General features: G+C 67.7%; 3 protein-coding genes. 2 read left to right on the top strand and 1 reads right to left on the bottom strand.

Annotated elements, in window-relative coordinates:
- The first annotated feature begins 414 nt into the window (after positions 1-414).
- A complete protein-coding gene (gene ahcY, locus ABZ562_RS41075; RefSeq protein ID WP_361490563.1) occupies positions 415-1,872 on the top strand; it encodes an adenosylhomocysteinase in 1,458 nt (485 codons plus the stop codon).
- Between the two features lie 113 nt (positions 1,873-1,985).
- On the top strand, positions 1,986-2,600 hold the full coding sequence (locus ABZ562_RS41070; RefSeq protein ID WP_361490560.1) for a hypothetical protein: 615 nt from the start codon (positions 1,986-1,988) through the stop codon (positions 2,598-2,600).
- An 80-nt stretch (positions 2,601-2,680) separates the two neighbouring features.
- On the opposite strand, the gene ABZ562_RS41065 is transcribed toward ABZ562_RS41070, so the two are convergent.
- Positions 2,681-3,054 (bottom strand): hypothetical protein (locus ABZ562_RS41065; RefSeq protein ID WP_361490558.1); only part of this gene is annotated, 374 nt, incomplete at its 5' end.

Raw genomic sequence — 3,054 nt, 5'->3', positions numbered from 1 at the left:
CGGGCCCTGCGCATACCTCAAACCCCGGTGGTCTGTATAACTGCGGCCCGCCCCGGGCTCGGGGGGTGTCTTGTGGATCATGCCGGGCCGGCCTGATCCACAAGACACCCCCTGAGCCCCCGACCCTGCCCCGGGGGCCGAAGAACACCCCCGCGGGCTGGGGCTCACCCCACCCCGCGGTGTAGATTCGTGACCGAGCCAGACGTCGCTGCTGATGGCGGTCGGGCGGCCCGTCCAGCGGGTCGGCCGAGGGAGAGAGGGCCTCCGACGGACTGCGCACTGCGAGCAAAGGGGACACGTGTGTCCGCTTCACGTGTGTCCGGATCCGGACACACGCCGGACGCGCCGTGCCCGCTGCCCGCAGGCCAGCCGAACAACTCTCGCTCGCCAACCGATCCATGAGGAGCAGCACCCATGACGACAGCCGACTCCGGTCAGGACTTCAAGGTCGCCGACCTCTCCCTGGCTGATTTCGGTCGTAAGGAGATCACCCTCGCCGAGCACGAGATGCCCGGCCTGATGGCGCTTCGTAAGGAGTACGCCGCATCCCAGCCGCTGGCCGGCGCCCGGGTCACCGGCTCGCTGCACATGACGGTGCAGACCGCGGTCCTGATCGAGACCCTGACCGCGCTCGGCGCGCAGGTCCGCTGGGCGTCCTGCAACATCTTCTCCACCCAGGACCACGCGGCCGCCGCGATCGCCGTCGGCCCGAACGGCACCCCGGAGAACCCGCAGGGCGTCCCGGTCTTCGCCTGGAAGGGCGAGACCCTGGAGGAGTACTGGTGGTGCACCGAGCAGGCGCTGACCTGGCCGGGTACCGCCACCGGCGGCCCCAACATGATCCTGGACGACGGTGGCGACGCCACCCTCCTCGTCCACAAGGGCGTCGAGTACGAGAAGGCCGGCGCCGCTCCTGACGTCTCCACCGCCGAGAACGACGAGCACCGCGTCATCCTCGAGCTGCTGAACCGCACCCTCGCGGAGAGCCCGCAGAAGTGGACGCAGCTCGCCTCCGAGATCCGCGGTGTCACGGAGGAGACCACCACCGGCGTCCACCGTCTGTACGAGATGCACCGGGAGGGCACCCTGCTCTTCCCGGCGATCAACGTCAACGACGCGGTGACGAAGTCGAAGTTCGACAACAAGTACGGCTGCCGCCACTCCCTGGTCGACGGCATCAACCGCGCCACCGACGTCCTGATCGGCGGCAAGGTCGCGGTCATCTGCGGCTACGGTGACGTCGGCAAGGGCTGCGCGGAGTCGCTGCGCGGCCAGGGCGCCCGGGTCATCGTCACCGAGATCGACCCGATCTGCGCTCTGCAGGCGGCGATGGACGGCTACCAGGTCGCCACCCTGGACGACGTGGTGGAGACCGCGGACATCTTCATCACCACGACCGGCAACAAGGACATCATCATGGCCACCGACATGGCCAAGATGAAGCACCAGGCGATCGTCGGGAACATCGGCCACTTCGACAACGAGATCGACATGGCCGGTCTCGCGGCGATCCCCGGCATCGTCAAGGACGAGGTCAAGCCGCAGGTCCACACCTGGACGTTCCCCGACGGCAAGAAGCTCATCGTGCTCTCCGAAGGCCGTCTGCTGAACCTCGGCAACGCGACCGGTCACCCGTCGTTCGTGATGTCCAACTCCTTCGCGGACCAGACCATCGCCCAGATCGAGCTGTTCACCAAGCCCGAGTCCTACCCGACCGACGTGTACGTGCTGCCCAAGCACCTGGACGAGAAGGTCGCCCGGCTCCACCTGGAAGCGCTCGGCGCCAAGCTGACCACGCTCCGCCCGGAGCAGGCCGACTACATCGGCGTCCCGGTCGAGGGCCCGTACAAGCCCGACCACTACCGCTACTGATCCCCCCGGCCGGTGCTCGGCACCGGTCCACCGGCCCCGCCGCCCCGGCGGGGCCCCAGGGCCCGTCCGCGCCGTTCCGGCCGGGCGGGCCCCAGTTCGTCAAGGACCTCACCATGCCTCGCGGCCGCTACTCCCTCCACGACACCCACGACCACGCGCCCCTCGGCGAAGAGCACTTCCACTGCGCGCCGGGCCCCAGCGGCTGGCGATACGTCGCACAGCGCACCTCACCCTCCGGTGAGCACACCGGTTCCGTGGACCTCACCCTCGATGAACTCGGCCGCCCCCTCCGCCTGGAACTGCACGCCGCGAGCTGGCGGATCCGCGGCGGCGCGATGGAAGGCGTGACCTGGGTCCGTACGGATCCGACCGGTGAGCACGCGACCGAGGGCAACACCCAGGCCCACGCGTTCACCGGCACCTCCCCGGCCTTCCTGATCGCCCTCTCCCGCATGCTCCGGCTCGAACCCGGCACGGGACCGGTACGCGTCCGCCTCGTCGCGTTCACCGACCCGGTCCTCGCGCCGCGCACCCTCGACCAGTCCTGGGCGCTGCTCGGCAGCACGGTGCACTCCACCGACAGCGGCCCGCTCACCGTGGACGAATACCAGGTCAGCGAGTTGGACACGGGTGAGCAGCACACGGTCCACATCGCGGGCGACGTGGTGCTCGCCGCCCCGGGCATCGAGCTGGAGGAGCTGGAGACCCCTCCGTCGTCCTTCGGGTGATGTGCGGAGCGCCCCGCCGAGCTGGTACGGTGTTCATCTCCCCGAAACCCGTTGACACGGGCCATGTGGGGAGGTAGATTTTAACGGTTGCGATGAGCGGCGTGGTACGTTGCTCGGCAGCCGTTGGCATCTGAACCGCTCCGTCCGTGAAGGCAATTCCGGCGGAGCACTTTGACCCCGTAGGTAATCGCAAAGCCGATTAGGTCGGCCGATGCGACTCTGCTAAAGTCGAAGACACGCCGAAAGGCAAAGGCCGCCAACAGGCCACCGGAAACGGAATTCGAACCGGAAACGGAACGGAAAACGGATCTGGTAAGGTTGGAAACACGAAAGGCCGGAAAGCCGAAAGGCTGAAAGGCTCGGAGGGAAAAGCCCGGAGAAACCGGTGATACGGTTTCAAAGGAAGCGTCCGTTCCTTGAGAACTCAACAGCGTGCCAAAAGTCAACGCCAGAT

Origin of the sequence: Streptomyces sp. NPDC019937 (assembly GCF_040631655.1) — a bacterium.
Lineage (GTDB): Bacteria > Actinomycetota > Actinomycetes > Streptomycetales > Streptomycetaceae > Streptomyces.
This window is presented reverse-complemented; position numbering and strand designations above follow the sequence as displayed.